This window comes from Streptomyces sp. NPDC002809 (genome assembly GCF_040295435.1).
Lineage (GTDB): Bacteria > Actinomycetota > Actinomycetes > Streptomycetales > Streptomycetaceae > Streptomyces.
The window spans coordinates 14,514-33,679 of the sequence record NZ_JBEOVJ010000020.1; the positions used below are offsets into that span (position 1 = coordinate 14,514).

Annotated in this window: 17 protein-coding genes; 4 read left to right on the forward strand and 13 right to left on the reverse strand. The window is 71.6% G+C overall.

The features are described from left to right. Nucleotides 1–18: 18 nt before the first annotated feature. The 3 genes from ABT025_RS14990 to ABT025_RS15000 all read right to left on the reverse strand — a co-directional run bounded on the left by ABT025_RS14990 (nucleotide 19) and on the right by ABT025_RS15000 (nucleotide 2,402). Entirely contained in the window at nucleotides 19–903 is an 885-nt protein-coding gene (locus ABT025_RS14990) for a PhzF family phenazine biosynthesis protein (RefSeq protein ID WP_350993894.1), read from the reverse strand. A gap of 98 nt (nucleotides 904–1,001) precedes the next feature. Beyond that, nucleotides 1,002–1,469, reverse strand: a complete 468-nt coding sequence (locus ABT025_RS14995) for a lamin tail domain-containing protein (RefSeq protein ID WP_350993897.1) — start codon at nucleotides 1,467–1,469, stop codon at nucleotides 1,002–1,004. A 159-nt stretch (nucleotides 1,470–1,628) separates the two neighbouring features. After that, entirely contained in the window at nucleotides 1,629–2,402 is a 774-nt protein-coding gene (locus ABT025_RS15000) for an SDR family oxidoreductase (protein WP_350993900.1), read from the reverse strand. Nucleotides 2,403–2,709: 307 nt separating this feature from the next. Here ABT025_RS15000 and ABT025_RS15005 point away from each other — a divergent pair, with 307 nt between their 5' ends. Next, complete coding sequence (locus ABT025_RS15005) at nucleotides 2,710–4,338, forward strand: alkaline phosphatase D family protein (protein ID WP_350993902.1); 1,629 nt, start codon at nucleotides 2,710–2,712, stop codon at nucleotides 4,336–4,338. A 31-nt stretch (nucleotides 4,339–4,369) separates the two neighbouring features. On the opposite strand, the gene ABT025_RS15010 is transcribed toward ABT025_RS15005, so the two are convergent. After that, complete coding sequence (locus ABT025_RS15010; RefSeq protein ID WP_350993904.1) at nucleotides 4,370–5,374, reverse strand: Gfo/Idh/MocA family protein; 1,005 nt, start codon at nucleotides 5,372–5,374, stop codon at nucleotides 4,370–4,372. Between the two features lie 78 nt (nucleotides 5,375–5,452). Between ABT025_RS15010 and ABT025_RS15015 the strand changes: the two genes are divergently transcribed. Beyond that, on the forward strand, nucleotides 5,453–6,772 hold the full coding sequence (locus tag ABT025_RS15015; RefSeq protein ID WP_350993906.1) for a multidrug effflux MFS transporter: 1,320 nt from the start codon (nucleotides 5,453–5,455) through the stop codon (nucleotides 6,770–6,772). Nucleotides 6,773–6,819: 47 nt separating this feature from the next. On the opposite strand, the gene ABT025_RS15020 is transcribed toward ABT025_RS15015, so the two are convergent. After that, a complete protein-coding gene (locus tag ABT025_RS15020; protein ID WP_350993908.1) occupies nucleotides 6,820–8,121 on the reverse strand; it encodes a hypothetical protein in 1,302 nt (433 codons plus the stop codon). A gap of 202 nt (nucleotides 8,122–8,323) precedes the next feature. Here ABT025_RS15020 and ABT025_RS15025 point away from each other — a divergent pair, with 202 nt between their 5' ends. Beyond that, nucleotides 8,324–9,337 (forward strand): small ribosomal subunit Rsm22 family protein, encoded by a 1,014-nt coding sequence (locus ABT025_RS15025; protein WP_350993910.1) that lies wholly within the window; start codon nucleotides 8,324–8,326, stop codon nucleotides 9,335–9,337. A 12-nt stretch (nucleotides 9,338–9,349) separates the two neighbouring features. On the opposite strand, the gene ddaH is transcribed toward ABT025_RS15025, so the two are convergent. Further along, nucleotides 9,350–10,246 (reverse strand): dimethylargininase, encoded by an 897-nt coding sequence (gene ddaH / locus ABT025_RS15030; RefSeq protein ID WP_350993912.1) that lies wholly within the window; start codon nucleotides 10,244–10,246, stop codon nucleotides 9,350–9,352. Between the two features lie 269 nt (nucleotides 10,247–10,515). On the opposite strand from ddaH, the gene ABT025_RS15035 reads away from it, so the two are divergent. After that, nucleotides 10,516–11,262 (forward strand): bifunctional DNA primase/polymerase, encoded by a 747-nt coding sequence (locus tag ABT025_RS15035; RefSeq protein WP_350993914.1) that lies wholly within the window; start codon nucleotides 10,516–10,518, stop codon nucleotides 11,260–11,262. 291 nt (nucleotides 11,263–11,553) lie between these two features. Here ABT025_RS15035 and ABT025_RS15040 read toward each other — a convergent pair whose 3' ends face one another. The 7 genes from ABT025_RS15040 to ABT025_RS15070 all read right to left on the reverse strand — a co-directional run bounded on the left by ABT025_RS15040 (nucleotide 11,554) and on the right by ABT025_RS15070 (nucleotide 19,079). Next, on the reverse strand, nucleotides 11,554–12,486 hold the full coding sequence (locus ABT025_RS15040) for an SCO2278 family lipoprotein (RefSeq protein WP_350993916.1): 933 nt from the start codon (nucleotides 12,484–12,486) through the stop codon (nucleotides 11,554–11,556). Continuing rightward, entirely contained in the window at nucleotides 12,419–13,402 is a 984-nt protein-coding gene (efeU, locus tag ABT025_RS15045; RefSeq protein WP_350993918.1) for an iron uptake transporter permease EfeU, read from the reverse strand. The genes ABT025_RS15040 and efeU overlap by 68 nt, the downstream gene beginning before the upstream one ends. A gap of 30 nt (nucleotides 13,403–13,432) precedes the next feature. Continuing rightward, the gene (gene efeB, locus ABT025_RS15050) at nucleotides 13,433–14,719 is read right to left on the reverse strand and encodes an iron uptake transporter deferrochelatase/peroxidase subunit (protein ID WP_350993919.1); all 1,287 of its coding nucleotides are present in this window, start codon (nucleotides 14,717–14,719) and stop codon (nucleotides 13,433–13,435) included. A 23-nt stretch (nucleotides 14,720–14,742) separates the two neighbouring features. Continuing rightward, nucleotides 14,743–15,879 (reverse strand): iron uptake system protein EfeO, encoded by a 1,137-nt coding sequence (gene efeO / locus ABT025_RS15055; RefSeq protein ID WP_350993921.1) that lies wholly within the window; start codon nucleotides 15,877–15,879, stop codon nucleotides 14,743–14,745. Nucleotides 15,880–16,069: 190 nt separating this feature from the next. Beyond that, a complete protein-coding gene (locus tag ABT025_RS15060) occupies nucleotides 16,070–16,909 on the reverse strand; it encodes a heme ABC transporter ATP-binding protein (RefSeq protein WP_350993926.1) in 840 nt (279 codons plus the stop codon). Beyond that, nucleotides 16,906–18,003: a FecCD family ABC transporter permease gene (locus ABT025_RS15065; RefSeq protein WP_350993929.1), complete on the reverse strand. Its 1,098-nt coding sequence runs from the start codon at nucleotides 18,001–18,003 to the stop codon at nucleotides 16,906–16,908. The genes ABT025_RS15060 and ABT025_RS15065 overlap by 4 nt, the downstream gene beginning before the upstream one ends. Next, nucleotides 18,000–19,079 (reverse strand): heme/hemin ABC transporter substrate-binding protein, encoded by a 1,080-nt coding sequence (locus ABT025_RS15070; protein WP_350993931.1) that lies wholly within the window; start codon nucleotides 19,077–19,079, stop codon nucleotides 18,000–18,002. Before ABT025_RS15070 ends, ABT025_RS15065 begins: the two co-directional genes overlap by 4 nt. Nucleotides 19,080–19,166 lie beyond the last annotated feature (87 nt).

The window sequence follows — 19,166 nt, forward strand, 5'->3', positions numbered from 1 at the left end:
CGCGTGCGGGGTGGTCCGTCAGGCGCCCGCCGGGGCCGGGATGCGGGTGCCCGTCCCGCTCACCCGCACCCGCGCGTCGCCCGCCCGCAGGGTGACGGTCAGCGTGCCGGGGCGGCCCATGTCCTCACCCTGGTGCAGGGTGAGCCCGGCGGTCTCCGGGACCAGGGACAGGGCGCGCAGGTACGCGCCGAAGGCGGCTGCCGCCGCGCCCGTCGCCGGGTCCTCGACCACACCGCCGACGGGGAACGGGTCGCGGACGTGGAAGACGGTGTCCGACGCGCGCCACACCAGCTGCAGCGTGGTCAGGTCCAGCCGGTGCATCAGCGCTTCGAGGCGCGCGAAGTCGTAGGAGAGCGCGGCCAGTCGCTCACGGTTCGCGGCGGCCAGCACGAGATGGCGGGCGCCCGCGTAGGCGATCCGGGGAGGCAGGGCCGGGTCGAGATCTGCGGCCGGCCAGTCCAGCGCGGCCAGTGCCTCCGTGACGTCTTCCGGAGCGACGTCCGTGATGTGCGGCTCCACGCTGGTGAGCGTCGCCCGCAGTTCGGTCCCCTCGCGGACGACGGAGACCGGCACCGGGCCCGCCGCGGTGGCGAACTCCAGCTCCCCGGGGCCGTCCCGCTCCGCGAGGGCCAGGGCCGTGGCCACCGTGGCGTGGCCGCAGAACGGGACCTCGGCCTTCGGGCTGAAGTAGCGGATCGCGTACCCGCGCGCACCGCTCGCCGTCGCCTCGGTCCGACCGGTCAGGAAGGCCGACTCGCTGTAGCCGACCTCGGCCGCGACGGCGAGCATGCCCGCCCCGTCCAGACCGGAGGCGTCCAGCACGACTCCCGCCGGATTTCCGCCCTCGGGGTCGGCGGAGAAGGCTGTGTAGCGCAGGACCGCGGTCCCGGGAAGATCAGTCATGTGCGGGACAACCGTGCCGCGGTCCGGGGCATTCCCCGTGGTCCGCCCGCCCCCTCACCGGGCGGGACCGGGGACGGCCCGGTGAGGGGGCGGCATGCTCAGTGGCAGTTCTTGGTGCCGTTGCTCGCCTTCGTCCAGGAGCAGGAGTCCAGGAGCTTGCCGCTCGGCTTGATCAGCCGCGCCTTGTCACCGGTGTTGTTCCAGACGTACGAGCCGCGGTTCCAGTACACGTGGCCGGAGCTGTTCTTGGCCTTGCCGGTGTGGACCCGGACGGTCTTGCCGGCGCCGATGCTGTAGGCGGGGAAGGTGTAGGTGTACCCCGTGTTGTCCTTGAGCCTGTAGCCCTTGAGCTGCACCTTCGCCTTGGTGTTGTTGTGGATCTCGACCCACTCGGCCTTGAGCGAGGTGTTGGACCGGGTGTCCTTGCCGGGGCTGTCGTACTGGATCTTGCCCAGGTGCACCCCGCCCTGGTGCTTCGCGGCCGAGGCCGGGGTGGCCAGGAGCAGCGAGCCCGCGAGGGCGGTGGTGGCGGCCAGGGCGAGAGACACCGTGGTGCGTATGCGCATGCTGTGTTCCTTGTGTGGAGTTCCGGTGAAGAACTGCGAGCATAAGGGCAGCACGCGCTTGCCGGAGCGGGTGGGGTGCGAATCCGGCGGGCATCGGTCATTCGGGTATGAGGGTCGGTCAATTGCGGTCGTCCGGGGGGCCGTTCCGGAACGGAACGGTCAGCCTCGGCCTACGTACGGCATCGCCGTCGCCATCACCGTCGCGAACGGGATGTTGGCCTCCAGCGGCAGTTCCGCCATGTGCACCACCGTCCGGGCCACGTCCGCGGCCGCCATCACCGGCTCCACGGCCAGTTCGCCGTTGGCCTGGAGGATCCCGGTCCGCATCCGCTCCGTCATCTCGGTCGCGGCGTTGCCGATGTCGATCTGCCCGCAGGCGATCCGGTACGGGCGGCCGTCCAGCGACAGTGACTTGGTGAGGCCGGTCATGGCGTGCTTGGTCGCGGTGTACGCGACCGAGTGCGGGCGCGGCGCGTGCGCGGAGACCGAGCCGTTGTTGATGATCCGTCCGCCCTGCGGGTCCTGCTCCTTCATCTGCCGGTACGCCGCCTGTGCGCACAGGAACGCTCCCGTCAGGTTCACGTCGACCACCGTGCGCCAGTCGTCGTACGAGAGGTCCTCGACCGGCACCGCGCGCGGCCCGAAGGTGCCCGCGTTGTTGAAGAGCAGGCCGAGGCGGCCGAAGCACTCCCGTACGGAGGAGAACAGGGCGTCCACGTCGCCGGGGCGCGATACGTCGGCGGGGACGGTGATCACCCGGGCGTCCGGCCCGGCCAGCGCGGCGGTCTCGTTGAGCGGCTCGGGGCGGCGGCCCGTGAGTGCCACCGACCAGCCGGCGCCGGTCAGGGCGAGAGCCACCGCGCGGCCGATTCCGGAGCCCGCGCCCGTGACCACGGCCGTCTTCGTTGCGGAGTTCAACGGTTTGTTGCTCATGGTGCGGCAGCGTACGCCCGGCCGCGGTGCGGCCCGCCTCGGGGCGGGCCGGGTGAGGCCAAAACGTCCGGCCGGACGGGGTGTTCGCACCCCGAGGGGTGATTCCCGCACCGGGCACCGGCGATTCCACGGGTGTCCCACCGGAAGTAAATGATCATGGATTTGCCGCATACGCGGGATTTGCCCCTGGGGATCCATTCCTGCCGCATTCCTCATCCGGGCGACGCCCGTGCGACGTGAGCACGCCAACCGCCCGATGCGCCGGCCCGATGGACTTCCCCCACATCACCAGTCAGGGGAGGGACAGATGACGTACTCATCGCACCAGCAGGAGATGCGCGAAGCGGCCCGGCACACCGGCCGCCGCCGCTTTCTCACCGTCACCGGAGCCGCCGCCGCACTCGCGTTCTCCGTCGGCCTGCCGGCCGCGGGAGCGGCGAGCGCCGCCGAGCTCGACGCCCGGAAGATCAACGAGGACCCGTTCACCCTCGGCGTCGCCTCCGGTGACCCGCTGCCCGACTCCGTCCTGCTGTGGACGAGGCTCGCGCCCCGCCCGTTCGAGCCCGACAGCGGACTGCCCGCCGCCCGCGTCGAGGTGCGCTGGGAGCTGGCCCGCGACGAGCGCTTCCAGCGCGTCGTCCGGCGCGGCACCACCACCGCCCACCCGGAGTTCCACCACAGCGTCCACGTGGACGTCAGAGGCCTCGCACCGGACCGCGTCCTCTACTACCGCTTCCGCACCGGGCAGTGGACCAGCCCGGTCGGCCGGACCCGCACCGCGCCCGCCCCCGGCGCCCACAAGCGCGAACTGAGCCTGGCCGCGGTCTCCTGCCAGGCCTACCACGACGGCTACTTCACCGCGTACAAGCACCTTGCCGAGGAGGACGTCGACGTCGTCCTCCACCTCGGCGACTACCTCTACGAGTACGCCGTCACCGCGACCGGCGGGGCTCGCAACTACACCGACCGCACCCTGCCCGCCCTCTTCAACCGGGAGACGACCACGCTGGAGGACTACCGGCTGCGGTACGCCCTCTACAAGTCCGACCCCGACCTGCGCGCCGCCCACGCCGCGCACCCCTTCGTCGTCACCTGGGACGACCACGAGACCGAGAACAACTACGCGGGCGAGATCCCCGAGAACAGCGTGCCGCCCGAGGAGTTCCTGATCCGCCGGGCCGCCGCCTACCGCGCGTACTGGGAGAACCAGCCGCTGCGCGCCCCGCAGCAGCCGCACGGCCCGGACATGAAGCTCTACCGGCGCCTGCAGTTCGGCCGGCTCGCCCAGTTCGACATCCTCGACACCCGCCAGTACCGCAGCGACCAGGCGTACGGCGACGGCTGGCAGACCCCCGGACCCGAGTCCGAGGACCCCTCGCGCACCCTGACCGGTGCCGCCCAGGAGCGCTGGCTGATCGACGGCTGGCGCCACTCGAAGGCCACCTGGAACGTCGTCCCGCAGCAGGTCACCTTCGCCCAGCGGCGCGATGTCCCGACCGACGCCTACAAGCTCTCCATGGACTCGTGGGACGGCTACCCGGCGTCCCGGGACCGCGTCCTGAGGGGCGCCGAGGCCGCCGGGGTGGACAACCTCATGGTGCTGACCGGCGACGTGCACGTCGGCTACGCCTTCGACCTGAAGCGGGACTTCGACGACCCGGCCTCCCGCACCGTCGGCACCGAGATCGTCGCCACCTCCATCGCCAGCGGCAAGAACGGCTCGGAGAAGCCGGCCAACTGGACGAACCAGACGACCGCCAACCCGCACATGAAGTTCTACAACGGGCGCCGCGGCTACGTCCTCGTCACGCTCCAGGAGCGCCGGGCGCGCGCCGACTACCGAACGGTGTCCGCCGTCACCACGCCCGGCGCCCCCGTGACGACGGCCGCCTCGTTCGTCACGGAGGTGGGCGACCAGGGCCTGACACCGGCCTGACCCGGCCGGTCCCGGCCCGGTCCGGGACGTCCTACGACACCACGCCGTCCACGGGGTAGCGGACGCCGATGCGCTCACGTACCGCATCGAGCGTCCGCATCACCGCGAGCGAACCGTCCAGCGGCACCAGCGGGGACTCCGTCTCGCCCGCCAGGACCGCCCGCATCACCTCGGCCGCCTCGAACTGCATCCCCGTCAGGCCCTGCGGCCCCGGGCCGGAGGTGATCTCCTCCGGCTCCCGGCCGGCCCGGTGCAGCACGAAGCGCTGCGGATAGAAGAAGCTGTCCGGGAAGTCGATCCGGCCGGCCGTCCCGATGACCGTGGCGGCCGTCGGGTGATGCCCGACGATCGAGCAGGAGAGCAGTGCGTTGGCGCCCGACTCCCAGCCCAGCAGCATGCCGGTGCTCAGGTCGACGCCCTCCGGCGACAGCAGCGCGTCGGCCTGCACCCGGTCCGGCTCGCCCAGCAGCAGCTGCGCGAACGACACCGGGTAGACCCCGAGGTCCAGCAGCGCCCCGCCGCCCAGCGCGGGATCGCGCAGCCGGTGCCCCGCGCCGATGTCGCCGGCGAAGCCGAAGTCGGCCTGCACGGTGCGGATCTCGCCGATCGCCCCGTCCCGCACCAGTTCCGTCATCCGCCGGATGACCGGGTTGCAGTACGTCCACATCGCTTCCATCAGGAAGAGGCCGCGGTCCCGCGCGAGCTTCACCAGCTCCTGGGCCTCGCGCTCGTTGATCGTGAACGCCTTCTCGCACAGCACGTGCTTCCCGGCCTCCAGGGCGAGTGCCGTCGCCTCCCGGTGCGCGGAGTGCGGCGTGGCCACGTACACCACGTCGACGTCCTCGTCGGCGACGAGCGCGGCCCAGCTCCCGTAAGCCCGCGGTATCCCGAACCGCTCCGCGAACGCCTTCGCCGAGGCGTCCGTACGGGAGGCCACGGCCACCACCTCCGCATCGGGCATCGCCTGCAGGTCGGCGGTGAAAGTCGCCGCGATCCCACCTGTCGCCAGCACGCCCCAACGGACAGTCCTGCTCATGCACGCTCCCACAAAGGTGTCGACCATTCCGGCTGAGCTGAGAGCATAGAGGCGGATTCAACAACTATGGAGATGAGAATGCCGGAGAGCGGCGTCAGCCGAGCCCAGCAGATACCCACGCCCGACACCGGGGCCGAGGCCGGACTCCCCGGCCGGCCCGCCCACCTCCCACCCGGCCCCGCCGCCACCGCCCGGCGCACCGGACTCCTCGTCACCCTGGTCCTCGGCGGACTGACCGCGCTGCCGCCGCTGTCCATGGACATGTACCTCCCGGCGCTCCCCGCCGTCACCGACGCGCTGCACGCACCCGCCACGACGGTCCAGCTCACCCTGACCGCCTGCCTCACCGGCATGGCGCTCGGCCAGGTCGTCGTCGGCCCGATGAGCGACCGCTGGGGCAGGCGCCGCCCGCTGCTCCTCGGAATGATCGTCTACGTACTCGCCACCGCGATCTGCGTCTTCGCCCCGACCGCCGAACTCCTCATCGGCTTCCGCCTCGTCCAGGGCCTCGCGGGCGCGGCCGGCATCGTCATCGCCCGGGCCGTCGTGCGCGACATGTACGACGGCGTGGAGATGGCCAGGTTCTTCTCGACACTGATGCTCATCTCCGGCGTCGCCCCGGTCATCGCCCCCGTCATCGGCGGACAGGTCCTGCGGCTCACCGACTGGCGGGGCATCTTCGCCGTCCTCACCGTCGTCGGCATCCTGCTCACGCTCGTCGTCTGGAAGTGGCTGCACGAGACCCTGCCGCCCGAGGAGCGCCACACCGGCGGCATCGGAGACGCGCTGCGCACCATGCGCGGGCTGCTCGCCGACCGCGTCTTCAGCGGCTACATGATCGCGGGCAGTCTCGCCTTCGCCGCCCTCTTCGCCTACGTTGCCGCGTCTCCGTTCGTGGTCCAGGAGATCTACGGTGCCTCGCCGCAGACCTTCAGCCTGCTGTTCGGCATCAACTCCGTCGGGCTGATCGCCGTGGGCCAGATCAACGGCAAGATCCTCGTCGGCCGGGTCAGCCTCGCCAAGGCGCTCGGCTTCGGCCTCGCGGTCATCGTGCTGGCCGCGACGGCGCTGCTGCTCATGACGTCCGGGGTCTTCGGGGACGTCGGACTCGTGCCGGTGGCGACCGGGCTGTTCGTGCTGATGTCGGCGATGGGCCTCGCGATGCCGAACACCAACACGCAGGCGCTGATGCGCACCAAGCACGCCGCCGGTTCCGCCTCCGCGCTCCTCGGCACCTCCCAGTTCCTGATCGGCGCCGTCGCGTCGCCGCTCGTCGGGATCGCGGGGGAGGCGACGGCCGTGCCGATGGCCGTCGTGCAGCTGGTGTGCGCGGTGGGCGCGCTGGTGTGCTTCCTCGGGCTGTGCCGCCCCTGGCAGCAGATGGCCGCGCGGCCCTGAGGCCGTGGGGGAGCGGGCCGGCCGGCCCGCTCCCGTGGGTGCGGGGGTCAGTCCGCCTGCGGATAGCCGATCAGGTGCAGCCGGTCCTTGTCGTCGGCCCAGCGGAACAGCCCGACCCCCTCCGGGGACTCCGCGCCCGGCACCCGGACGTTCGGCGACAGCATGTCGGTCACCCCCGCCGACAGGTCGGCCTCGACGGGGAAGCCGCCCCCGGCCAGGACATCCGCCGCGTTGCGCACGTTCGTCGCCCCGTACGCCGTTCCGCCGTCGGTCACGGACGCCAGGACGAGTGTCTTGGACCCCTCGGTGTCCTCGAAGCAGAAGCCCTTGCCGGCCTCGAGATCGAACGCGAGGTTCCCGGCGACCAGGTAGTCGCCCGACGACGAGACGACGGCCTGCGGGTACTGGCCCGGCGCGATCGCCGGTTTGTGGCACTGCACGGAGACCAGTGCCTTGCCCGTCTCCGTGTCGTGCACCGTCCACAGCTCGTGGGTCGCCGCGAGCTTCGCGCCCTTCGCGAGCTGCCACTTGGCCAGCACCACGCCGGGGGCCACGGACGTCGGGACACCGCTCTTCTTGTCGGCGCCCTTGGGCGCCACCTTCCGGCTGAACCAGCCGCCCTGCACCCAGAACTCCCGGGCCCCGCTCACCAGCAGGCCCTTCGACGTCAGACCGCGCACCTCGGTGAGGTGTTTGCAGGACGTGCAGCCCTTCGGGTACTTCAGCTCCTTGGCGGGCACCTTGGTGACCCTGCCGGTCCCCGGGTCCACCACCACGCTCGAGGTCCCGCCGTCGCCGATCACGATGCCGGGGCCGGTGGCGATGACGGTCGGCACCGACCTCCACGGCACCTCGACGCGCTGCCGGCTGCCGGTCTCCACGCTGTACACGTCGAGGGAGACGATCCGGTCGGCCGGCGCCGGAGCGTCCTCGCCGACCTTCCCGTACGCCCAGGTCACGAAGTACTCCTGGTCCTCCGTGGTGACGGTGAGCAGCTTCGGGAAGTGCGCCGCGGCCGGCGGGCGCCAGGCGTCCCCGCTCCAGCCGGCCCGCCCGGTCTCCGGGTCGATGGTCCGCAACTGGTACTCGCCCTCGGCCGTCCGCACCAGATAGGCGAGCCGCCCGGTCGTCCGGGAGAGCGCGTAGTCGGGAGAGGTGCCGATGAGCTCCCAGCCGCGCTTGGTCGTGTACGTGGACGGGACGGTCAGCTGCGTCGCCGGGGCCGCGCTCCGCTTCACCGGCTTCTTCGGCTTGGCGTCGGCCTTCTTGCCGCCGCTGTCACCGCCGCCGGCGGACAGCAGGAGCAGCAGGGTGAGCACCACCAGCCCACCGACCAGAGCCAGGCGCACGACCCTCTGCCTCGTGCTCCCACCGCCGACCGGAGTCAGGCGCCCGAACTTCAGTCTCATGGTCCCCCCGATGGGCACGACACGACCTCGCGGCGGTCAGCGTAGCAACTGGCGTGTATGCGTTTACAGTTCGGTTCCGTTTCCATTCAGTCCCGATCCTGTGCGGAGTCCCGGCCCGGTCGCGTCCGCCTACAATTCCCCGGTGAACGTCACCCTCCCCACCGCGGAAGCCCTGCGCGCGGCCCTGGCCGGACTCCTGGACGGGCTGCCGCCCAAGCAGGCCACCCAGGCCGTCGACCGGCTCATCGCCAATTACCGGGGGACCACTCCCACCGACGCCCCGCTGCTCCGCGACCGCTCGGACGTCGCCGCGTACGCCGCGTACCGCATGCCCGCGACCTTCGAGGCGGTACGGTCCGCGCTCGACGCCCTGCGCGATGCCGCCCCGGACTGGGAGCCGGCCACCCACACCGACGTCGGCGGCGGCACCGGAGCGGCGAGCTGGGCGGTCGCAGGGGCCTGGGAGGGGCCGCGGACCACCGTCCTGGACTGGGCCGAGCCCGCCCTGGAGCTGGGCCGCGAGCTGGCCGCGGCCTCCGGCGTCCCGGGACTGCGCGCCGCCCAGTGGCAGCGGGCCCGGATCGGCCAGGACCTCGCCCTCGACGCCACCGACCTGGTGACCGTCTCCTACGTGCTCAACGAGCTCACACCGCAGGCGCGCACCGCCCTCGTCGACGCCGCCGCCCGCGCCGCGCAGGCCGTCGTGGTCGTCGAGCCCGGCACCCCCGACGGCTACGCCCGCATCATCGAGGCCCGGGACCGGCTGATCGCCGCCGGACTCACCGTCGCCGCACCCTGCCCGCACAGCGCTGCCTGCCCCATCGAGCCGGGCAAGGACTGGTGCCACTTCTCGGCCCGGGTCAGCCGTTCCTCGCTGCACCGGAAGGTGAAGGGCGGCTCGCTGCCGTACGAGGACGAGAAGTTCAGCTACGTCGTGGCCACCCGCTTCACCCCGCGGCCCGTGGAAGCGCGGATCACGCGACGGCCGCAGATCCGCAAGGGCCAGGTGCTGCTGGAGCTCTGCACCCGGGACGAGGCGCTGCGGCGCGCCACGGTCACCAAGCGGCACGGCGAGCTGTACCGCGCCGCCCGGGACATCGACTGGGGCGACGCCTGGCCGCCCCCGCAGGAGCCGGAGGGCCCCTCCGGCCGGTGACTCCCCGGCCGGCTAGCCGCGCAGCTCCTGCGTGCAGCACTTCACGCTGCCGCCGCCCTTGAGCAGCTCACCGAGATCCATCGGCACCGGTTCGAAGCCGCGTCCCCGCAGCGGGTCGAACAGGCCCGTGGCGGCCTGCGGCAGCAGTACGTGGAGCCCGTCGCTCACCGCGTTCAGGCCGAACGCGGCCGCGTCCGCCTCGCTCGCGGTCAACGCGTCCGGGAAGAGCCGGGCCAGCACGGCCCGGCTGCCGGGCGAGAAGGCGCCCGGGTAGTACATGATCTCGTCGGCCGCGTCGTCCAGCACGCTCAGCGCCGTGTCCAGGTGGTAGTAGCGCGGATCGACCAGATCGAGGCCGATCACCGGCCGCCCGAAGAACTCCTGGGCCTCGTCGTGCGAGAGCGGACTGGACCGGAAGCCGCGCCCCGCCAGGACGTACGACGAGGTCACCGCGAAGTCGCCCTCGCCCTCGTTGACGTGGACCGGCTCATGGATCTCGGTGAAGCCGTGGCCGTGGAACCAGTCGCGGTGGGCGGCCGCCTCCGGGAACCGTTCCTGGTACGCGAAGCGCGCCCCCAGCACCCGGCCGTCGATGACGGTGGCCCCGTTGGCGGCGAAGACCATGTCCGGCAGGTCCGGGTGGGGCGTGAGCAGCTCGACGGTGTGACCGAGAGTGCGGTAGCGGTCGCGCAGGTCCTCCCACTGGGTCTGCGCCAGCGGCAGGTCCACGGGTTTGGTGGGGTCCATCCAGGGATTGATGGAATACGTCACCTTGAAGTGGGCCGGGGCACACATCAGGTAGCGGCGGGGTGTGGCTTCACGAGGCAACGGGGGCTCCTCACGAATCGTCGCTGCGGCATTGGTGGCCGCTGCGGCCGGTGCGTCGCACGGGTGTGTGCGTGAGCCCATAGTGCGCCGTCCCGGGCCGCAGGCACAGTGGACCGATCGGGTGGTTCCGTACAGCTGTGTGACGTGTGACCGCGACGTTCCGTGCGAGAGCGGTGGCCACTCCCTTCCAGGGCCCCGATCACGTGAAATTCATCCGCCATTTCATGACAAACGGTGCAACATCGGTCATCGCGTGGCGTCGGCCGTCCTACCCCGCTTCGGGACTCTGGCCACCCGAAGCGCAGGATGGTGGGACCATGGGCAGGGGCAACGCTGAGGTAAGGGGATAGATGGGCGCCGATTTCAGCCACAGTCGCGGCTCGGAGAGCAGGTTTTCCCACTGGCTGCGCCGACGGCCCAAACCGCAGCAGAGCGATGTCGACGGCGCCGCACGCGAGGCGCTGCTCCTGGCTGTCGCCGAGGCGGGAATGCCGATCGCCCCCGCCGCCCATCCGGTCGGCTACCGATGTTCGTGCGAACGCGTCGGCTGTCCCACCCCCGCCAGGCACCCGGTCTCCTTCGCCTGGCAGACACAGTCCACGACCGACCGCGCACAGATCGAGCGCTGGGCCCGCAGTCAGCCGCAGGCCAACTTCATCACGGCGACCGGCATGATCCACGACGTTCTCGACGTGCCGCTGTCGGCGGGCACACAGGCGCTGGAACGACTCCTCGCCGCCGGTATCGAGGTCGGTCCGGTGGCCCGGTCCGGCGACGACCGGATGCTCTTCTTCACGGCGACGCGCGGTACGCCGGAGGACGAGGACGAGTGGTGGCCGTGCGAGCTGGACTGCCACCCCGAGACGATGGACGAGCACCCCGGACTGCGGTGGCACTGCCGTGGCAGCTATGTGCTGCTGCCGCCGGCCATGCTCCCGGGTGAGCTGGACGTCCGCTGGGTCCGGGGGCCGGAGAATCCGCTGCCCGACCCGCTGACACTGCTGGAGACCCTGACGGACGCGTGTGCGCGGTTCGTGGGCTCCGCGGAGCAGAGCGGCGTCGACCACGAGTCGGTGGCCTGGCCGCTGAGCCGGTAGCCGGTTTCGACGCGGGAGCCCCGGACCGGGCGGCCGGGGCCGTTCGCCCGCACCGTTCCGGTGCCGGGCCCTGCCCGCGGCGTCCCGCCCGGCCCGCGGGCGGACGACGACACCTCGCGGACACTCCCCGAAGGCTGTCCCGCAATCCGTGGTGGATCAGCGCGCGGCGTCGGATGCGGTGCATCGCAAGGCGGAGGAGCATCCGCATACCGGATGTATTCGGGCGTTCCGGCAACGCGGCGAGGCACCGTAAGTGTCATCGTGCGCCCGCCAGGGATTGCGGGACAGCCCTCAGGACCCCTTCGCCGCCGTCAGCCCCGGCACGCGGTTCAGCACGATCACCTTGCCCGACCCGGCACCCTTCTTCGGGACGTACACCAGCTGGCTGGAGACCCGCTCCTTCGTGAGCGTGCTCTGCACCTCACCGGTCAGCAGTGCCGCGACGTCCGGGGAGACCGTCGGGCGCAGCCCCTTCGCAGCGGTCTGCTGTTCGAAGTGCTTGCTGCTGAAGAAGACCAGCGCGCCGCCGTCCGCCGTCTCCAGGCCGAGCGGCCCGAACGCCCCGCTGTTCAGCGGCCGGTCGATGTACTGGTACGAGAAGCCGGCCCGTCGGGTGTTCAGACGGGTGTTGCGCCAGACCGAGGTGGACGATCCGGGGGCGAACACGTCCGGCGCACCCTTTTGCAGGTATCCCGTGTACTGCGCGCCCAAGTCCTGCGGAGCCACCGCCAGTCCGGGGCTGTCCGCGGCGGCGGGTGTGGCCCGCCCCTCGCCGTCCTCCGCGAAGTCGGGGAGCTGGGACGGTGTGACGACCGACAGGTAGGCGGCCTTCCACCCCGCTTCGGGGCCGGACTTGACGAAGACGAACAGCCAGCGGGTGTCGAACTTCCCGCTGTCCTGATCGCGGTTGGAGTCCGTGTCCGCGAGGAACCACCGCGGCCAGCCGGCCTTCTTCGGGACGACGTAGTTCACGTCGGTCAGTTCCAGCGGCCGGTGGTTCGGGTTGCCGTTCGGATAGCTCTTCCCGCGGGCCCGCAGCCCGGCCTGGTTGATCGCTCCGAGCGCGCCGGTGACCTGCCCCGCGTCCAGCGCGGGGTCGTAGGCCTTGTCCGCCGCGTTGTACGCGGCGGTGAAGTCCGCCAGGGCCTGCGCGGCCTCAGGCCGCGTCGCCGCCGGGACGACTTCCAGCTCGCCGTGCACCGTCACGCACCCGCTCGCCGTCATGCTCAGCACCGTCGCTGTCGCGAGCCCCGTCGCCAGCCGAACCGGCCTCAGGCTTCTCATCCGTTGCTTTCCGCGCCTTCTGATCCGTCGCCCCCACTGCAGGGCTCTCTGACCGTCCGAACCCTACCGGGGAGAGGAACAGCGCGAGGGTGGGGATCAGATACAGCGCCCACACCGTGATCTGGAGAACGGTCGGATCGGGCTGGAAGTTGAACGTCCCCTTCAGCAACGTGCCGTACCAGCTGTCCGGCGGAATCGTGGTGCTGATGTCGAACGCCCGGTTCTGCAGACCGCCGAGGAACTCGGCCTCCTGCAGGTCGTGGACGCCGTACGCGAGCACACCGGCCGCGACGACCACCAGCATGCCGCCGGTCCAGGTGAAGAACTTCGCCAGGTTGATCTTCAACGCGCCCCGGTAGAACAGCCACCCCAGCACGACGGCCGTGGCGATGCCCAGCACCGCGCCGATCATCGGGTGCCAGCCGTCGTCCGCCGCGTGCACCGCGCGCCACACGAACAGCGAGGTCTCCAGGCCCTCACGGCCCACCGCGAGCAGCGCCGTGGCGACCAGGGCGCCGGTGCCCATCGCGAGCGCCGCGTCGAGCTTGCCGTGCAGCTCCGCCTTGAGATGCCGTGCGGTGCGGCGCATCCAGAAGACCATCCAGGTGACCAGGCCGACCGAGAGGATCGACAGCGAACCGCCGAGTGCCTCCTGGGCCTTGAACGTCATCTCCTGCGAACCGAATTCGAGACCGGCGCCGAAGGCCAGACTGACGACGATCGCGATGCCGACGCCGACCCAGATCGGCAGCAGCTTGTGCCGGTTGCCGGTCTTCACCAGGTACGCGATGAGAATGCAGACGACCAGGCTGGCCTCAAGGCCCTCGCGCAGGCCGATCAGGAAGTTACTGAACACGTTTCGGTTCCCTTTCCGCTTCGAGTCCCGTTACGAGAACAGCGCCCGGCCCCACCAGTCGTCCTTGTCGCGGACGCCCGGCGGGACGGCGAAGTGCGCCGAACCCACGTGCTGGATGTACTCGTTGAGTGCGTCGTGTGCCGCCAGGCGCCGCTGGAGCGGTACGAACGCCTTGCGGGTGTCGCGCTGGTACGCGAGGAAGAACAGCCCGGCGTCGAGCCGGCCGAGGCCGTCCGTCCCGTCGGTGAAGGAGTAGCCGCGCCGCAGGATCGTCGCCCCGTCGTTGGTGTCGGGGTGCGCGAGCCGTACGTGAGCGGTCGGCAGCATCGCCTTCAGGAACGGCTCGTCGCGCTCCTTCGCCTTGCCGACGGGGGCGCCCTCGCCCTTGTCGCGGCCGAAGACGTCCTCCTGCTCCTGCAGTCCGGTGCGGTCCCAGGTCTCGATGTGCATCCGGATGCGCCGGGCCACCAGATAGGAGCCCCCGGTCATCCAGCCGGCGCTGTCGTCCTCGCCGACCCACACATGCCGGGCGAGGGCGGCGGTGTCGGTGCCGGAGATGTTCCGGGTGCCGTCCTTGAAACCCATCATGTTGCGCGGGGTCTGGGCGTCGGGCGTCGTCGAGGACGTCTTGCCGAAGCCCAGCTGCGACCAGCGGATCGCGGTGCGGCCCATGCCGATCCTGGCGAGGTTGCGGATGGCGTGCACCGCCACCTGCGGGTCGTCCGCACAGGCCTGGACGCACAGGTCGCCGCCGCTGCGGGCCCGGTCGAGGTTGTCGCCCGGGAACTTCGGCAGCTCGACGAGCGCCTCGGGGCGCCTGTCCTCCAGGCCGAACCGCCCCTTGGCGAACAGCGAGGGGCCGAAGCCGATCGTCAGCGTCAGCCGGGACGGCTTGAGCCCCAGGGCCTCGCCCGTGTCGTCCGGCGGAGCCTCCGCCAGGCCCCCGTAAGCCCCGTCGCCGACCGCGTGGCCGGCCGTCATCCGCTCGGCCGCCCGGGTCCACTCCTTGAGCAGCGCGACCAGTTCGGTGCGGTCCTTCGTCGTCACGTCGAACGCGGCGAAGTGCAGGCGGTCCTGGACAGCGGTGGCGATCCCGGCCTGGTGCGCACCGTGGAACGGCACCGCCGCGCCGCTGTCCGCGGCCGTGACCGGGGTATCCCCGGAACGCACCGCGGCCGCCGCGCCGCCGGCCGCCACCGCACCGAGCGCGAGCCCGGCGCCGCCCCAGCCGAGCAGTGCCCGCCTGGACGGGGCGCCCGCCGAAGCCTCGATGGGCGCGATGCCGTCGTCGGATGTCTGCCGGTTCTGCTCGGACATGCCCGGAACCTCTTTCCGGCCGGTTACTTCGTCACCGCGGCGGCGAGCCGCGAGAGGGGCTCGGCCAGTGCGTTGACCGCGTCCGAGAGCTCCTTGCGGTCCGCCTTGCCGACCTTCTCGTACGAGGTGAACACGTACGAGCTCTTGTCCTTGCGGTACTTGTCGAGCAGCGTGTTCAGCGCCGCGAACTGCTTGTCCAGGGACGAGGTCAGCGCCGCGTCGTTCTTCGTGGCGATCGGCTTCAGCAGCGCGTAGGACTTCTCCGCGCCCTCGACGTTGGCCTTGAAGTCGACCAGGTCGGTGTGGCTGTAGCGCTCCTCCTCGCCGGTGACCTTGCCGGTCGCGACCTCGTCGAGGAGCTCCTTGGCGCCGTTGGCCATCGAGGTCGGGGTGATCTCCGCCGTGCCGACCCGCTTCTGCCAGTCGAGCAGGTCCTTGTAGAGGGCCGGGGCGAGGGCCTTCTCCTCGGCGCCCAGCTTCTTGTCCTGCCACAGCGCCTTCTCCAGGCGGTGCCAGCCGGTCCACTTCTGACCGTCCTCCAGGCCGTCCTCGCGGACGTCGACCTTCGGGTCGATGTCGCCGAAGGACTCGGCGACCGGCTCGGTGCGCTCCCAGCCGATACGGGAGTCGGCGTAGGCCTTCTTCGCGGCCTCGATGTCACCGGCGGCGACGGCGTCCGTGAAGACCTTGACCTTGGGCAGCGTCTCGTCGGCCTGCGCCTGGACGTAGGTGCGGTACGCGGCGACGGCCTTGTCCATCTCCGGGCTGCGCTTGGCCGCCTTGCCGCCGCTGACCTCGATCTTCTGCCGGATGCCGTGGCCCTTCATGCCGGGCTTGCAGGCGATCTCGTACGAACCGGCCTTGATCTCGGCGGTGATGGTGGCCTTGGTGCCCGGGCCGATGTTCTCGCGCTCGGCGACGATCCGGTCGTCCGGGAACAGGACGTAGACCTCGGTGACCTTGGAGCCCTTGTTCTGCACGGCCAGCTCGATGTGCCCGGCCGGCAGCTTCGTCTTGGAGACGTCGCAGGAGTCGTCCTTGGCGACGACCTGGACGGCTCCCTCGCCCTTGCCGTCGCTCTTCTCGGCGCAGCCCGTGACGGCGGTCAGAGCGGCCACGGTGGCGGCAGCGGTGACGACGGAGAAACGAACGGCTCGCATGCGGGCTCCACTTGACGACGAAGGAGAAGGAAGGAACAGCCGGACAAAGCCGGGTGAGGCCGACCTAACTTAACCGAGGCTTACCTGACTGATACCCCTCCGTGCAGTGATTCAGCTCTCACAGGGGGCTCACAGAAACGAAGCGATCACAGCCGACCCATGAGCGAGCCCGAAACGAGTCATGCAATGGTCAAGAGGCCCTTTCCGGCACGACGAGCGGCACCCCGGTCCGCGGGTGCGGGAACACCTCGACCGGCTGCCGGTAGACGCTGCTGAGCGAGGCGCTGGTGAACACCTCGGCCGGTGGTCCGGCCACCGAGATCCGCCCGTCGTGCAGCACGGCGGCCCGGTCCGCGTAAGCGGCCGCGAGGCCCAGGTCGTGCAGGACGACGACGACCGCGTCCCCGGCCGCGGCCCGTTCCCGGCAGATCCTCAGCACCAGTTCCTGATGGCGCAGGTCGAGCGCGGCGGTCGGTTCGTCGAGCAGCAGCAGCGGCGCGCGCTGCGCCAGCACCCGGGCCAGTGCCACCCGGGCCCGCTCGCCGCCGGAGAGCGCGGAGAAGGGGCGGGCCGCGAACTCGGTGACCTCGGTGGCCGCCATCGCCGCGCGGACCGCCGGATCGTCCTCGTCCGCCCGGTCCGTCCCCGCCCAGGGCGCGCGCCCCATCCGTACGACGTCCTCCACCGGGAACGGGAAGGAGAGCGCCGCGGACTGCGGCAGCACCGCCCGGCGCAGCGCCAGTTCGGGCGCGGACCAGTCGGTGACCGGGCGCCCGTCGATCCGAACCTCCCCGCCGTCGGCGGGCAGGTCGGCGGCCAGCGCGGCGAGGAGGGTCGACTTGCCCGCCCCGTTCGGGCCGACGAGCGCCAGCACCTCGCCCGCGTGGGCCGTCAGGTCGATGGAGTCGAGCACCTGCCGCCCGCCGAGGCGGACCCGCAGTCCGCGCGCCTCGGCGACCGGGTCGCCGGGGGAGACGGGTACGGGCACCTGCCGGCCCCGTACCGCGAAGAGGTTCCGCAGCATCCTCATGCCCAACCACCTTGTTTGCGACGGGTTCTGCGCAGCAGCCAGAAGAAGAACGGGCTGCCGAAGAGCGCGGTCAGTACACCGAGCGGCAGTTCGGCCGGATCGGCGACGGTCCGGGCCGCGAGATCACCCGCGACCAGCACCAGGGCGCCACCGAGCGCGCTGCCGGGAACGAGGAAGCGATGCCCCGGCCCGTTCGCCATCCGCAGCAGATGAGGCACCAGCAGCCCGACGAACGAGATGATCCCGGCGACGGCCACCGCGGCGGCGGTCAGCAGCGCCACGACGAGCACCAGCACGATCCGGAGCCGCTCGACATCGACGCCGAGGTGCCGGGCAGGCCGCTCGCCGAGCGCCAGCAGGTCCAGCTTCCGCGCGTAGAAGGGAGCCAGGGCGAGCCCGAGCACCGCGCACGGCAGCACGGCCAGCACCTTGGGCCAGGTGGCCTGGGCCAGCGAACCGAGCTGCCAGAAGGTGATCTGGGTGATCTGCGCGTTGTCGGCGAAGAAGATGAACAGACCGATCAGCGCGCCCGCGAACGCGTTCACTGCGATGCCCGTGAGGATCAGCGTCACCACTTCCGTCCGGCCGCCCGACCGCGACAGCGCGTACACCAGCAGGACGGTGAGCAGCCCTGCGACGAACGCGCAGACGGTGATGGTCCAGTTGCCGAAGAAGCTCAGCCCCAGCGCGATCGATGCCACCGCGCCGACCGCCGCCCCCGCGGAGATCCCGATGACGCCCGGCTCGGCGAGCGGATTGCCGAACACGCCCTGCATCAGGGCTCCCGCGCAGCCGAGCGAGGCGCCGACCAGCAACGCGAGGACGACCCTCGGCAGCCGGACGTTCCACAGGACGCTCTCGCCGACCCGGTCCAGGGCGTGACCGCCGAGCCCGATCCGGTGCTGGACGGAGGCGAGCACATCGCCGAGCGGGATGCTGTACGCGCCGAGGCCGGCGGACAGCAGGCAGCCCAGCAGCAGTGCGGCGAGCAGCGCGGCGGTCAGGGTGACGGCCGTGGAGCGCCGGGCCCGGGGCGGCGCGGGGGCCTCTTCGGCCGTGGCGGGCCGGGTGGGCGCCTCGTACGAGGTGGTCACTTGGCCGCACCGCCCTCGGGGTAGAGCTGGGCGACCAGTTCGCTCAGCACCCGGTCCGTGCGCGGCCCGTAGTTCAGCAGCACCCCGTCGTCGATCGAGACGATCCGGCGGTCCAGGCCCGCAGGGGTCTCCGCGACGCCAGGGATCTTCACCAGTCCGTCGACGCCGCCGACCGAGTCGAGGCCCTTCGACATCACGAGGATCGCGTCGGGGGCCGCCTTGGCCAGGGCCTCGCTGGTGATGGCGGTGAAGTCCTTCTCCAGCCCGGACTCCTTGCCCGCGTCGACGGCGCCCGCCGCCTCCAGCAGCGAACTCGCCCCGGACTCACGGCCGCCCAGCAGATAGACGGACGCGGAGCCGCGCAGATAGAGGAAGGCGACCCGCGGCTTCTGCGCCCCGCCGGCCGGTGCGGGCACGGACTTCCGTACGGCGTCGATGCGGTCCTGGGTGCGCTTCCTGAGCGCGTCGCCGGACTTCGGTACGCCGAGTGCGGCGGCCACCGTGTCGATCCGGCGGCCCACGTCGGCGAGCTCCTTGGCGGGTTCGACGACCACGAGCGGAATGCCGGCGTCGCGGATCTGGCCGATGGCCTCGGCCGGGCCGGTCGTGGTGTCGGCGAGCACGACGGTGGGCCGCAGGGACAGGACGCTCTCCGCCGACACGTCGTGGGCCCGGGTCACCACGGGGAGTTTCGCCGCCTGTTCGAAGGTGGCGGTGATGTCGCGGGCCACGACCTGCTTGCCGAGGCCGAGGGTGAAGACGATCTCGCTCAGGCTGCCGGTGAGCGGCACGATCCGGTCCGCCGAGGTGATCGTGGTCCGCTTGCCGTCCGCCGACTGCACGGTGACGGGCAGCCGGGGTGCGGGCGTCGTGGCCAGCGGCTCGATCCGGTCGGCCGCCGGGGTCGTGGACGCCTCGGCTCCCGCCGTCTTCGCCGCGGGAGCCCCCGTGCCACCGCAGCCGGCCAGAAGCAGCGCCGTCGCCAGGGACGCGGCGGCGGTCAGGACGCCGGTGCGCCTGCGCCTTGGTCGCCGGGCGTCCCGGCCCGGCGGGGCGAAGTCCTGATGGAAGCGCACTGAGGCACCGTCCTGTCGTTCTGCGGCGTGCAGTTGGTAATGGATTGCGAGGAATGTGACGGAAGGGGGTACCGGCACACGATGAAC

Excerpts from the sequence above, each read along its gene's own strand:
- ABT025_RS14990 (WP_350993894.1), bottom strand. The coding sequence starts at position 903 with ATGACTGATCTTCCCGGGACCGCGGTCCTGCGCTACACAGCCTTCTCC.
- ABT025_RS14995 (WP_350993897.1), bottom strand. The coding sequence starts at position 1,469 with ATGCGCATACGCACCACGGTGTCTCTCGCCCTGGCCGCCACCACCGCC.
- ABT025_RS15000 (WP_350993900.1), bottom strand. The coding sequence starts at position 2,402 with ATGAGCAACAAACCGTTGAACTCCGCAACGAAGACGGCCGTGGTCACG.
- ABT025_RS15005 (WP_350993902.1), top strand. The coding sequence starts at position 2,710 with ATGACGTACTCATCGCACCAGCAGGAGATGCGCGAAGCGGCCCGGCAC.
- ABT025_RS15010 (WP_350993904.1), bottom strand. The coding sequence starts at position 5,374 with ATGAGCAGGACTGTCCGTTGGGGCGTGCTGGCGACAGGTGGGATCGCG.
- ABT025_RS15015 (WP_350993906.1), top strand. The coding sequence starts at position 5,453 with ATGCCGGAGAGCGGCGTCAGCCGAGCCCAGCAGATACCCACGCCCGAC.
- ddaH (WP_350993912.1), bottom strand. The coding sequence starts at position 10,246 with ATGGGCTCACGCACACACCCGTGCGACGCACCGGCCGCAGCGGCCACC.
- ABT025_RS15035 (WP_350993914.1), top strand. The coding sequence starts at position 10,516 with ATGGGCGCCGATTTCAGCCACAGTCGCGGCTCGGAGAGCAGGTTTTCC.
- ABT025_RS15040 (WP_350993916.1), bottom strand. The coding sequence starts at position 12,486 with ATGACGGCGAGCGGGTGCGTGACGGTGCACGGCGAGCTGGAAGTCGTC.
- efeB (WP_350993919.1), bottom strand. The coding sequence starts at position 14,719 with ATGTCCGAGCAGAACCGGCAGACATCCGACGACGGCATCGCGCCCATC.
- efeO (WP_350993921.1), bottom strand. The coding sequence starts at position 15,879 with ATGCGAGCCGTTCGTTTCTCCGTCGTCACCGCTGCCGCCACCGTGGCC.
- ABT025_RS15060 (WP_350993926.1), bottom strand. The coding sequence starts at position 16,909 with ATGAGGATGCTGCGGAACCTCTTCGCGGTACGGGGCCGGCAGGTGCCC.